Origin of the sequence: Streptomyces sp. URMC 123, assembly GCF_051386515.1 — a bacterium.
GTDB lineage: Bacteria > Actinomycetota > Actinomycetes > Streptomycetales > Streptomycetaceae > Streptomyces.
On record NZ_JBPQTV010000759.1, the window covers coordinates 1 to 277 of the forward strand.

The 277-nt window shown below is 78.0% G+C and carries 1 protein-coding gene; it reads left to right on the plus strand.

Going from position 1 to position 277, the window contains the following annotated elements; translation table 11 throughout:
- A partial coding sequence (locus ACSNOD_RS31905; RefSeq protein ID WP_436770538.1) for a hypothetical protein occupies window positions 1-277 on the plus strand: 277 nt, incomplete at both ends.

Sequence of the window (277 nt, forward strand, 5' to 3'; positions counted from 1 at the left end):
CGCTCACCGGCACCGCGCCGGGCGTCCGGGACGCGGTGCGCCGCCGGCTGTCCCTGCTGCCGGAGGCGGTCGTGGAGCTGCTGACGGCGGCGGCCGTACTGGGCCGGGAGTTCCACCGCCAGGTTCTCGCGGTGACCGCGCCCGCGCCGGTGGCGCGGGTGGACCGGCTGCTGGAGCAGGCCATGGGGGCCCGGCTCGTCGTGGCGCGGGGCGAGGGCCGGTACGCCTTCGTGCACGACCTGGTGCGCGAGACGCTCTACGACGGCCTGGACGAGGC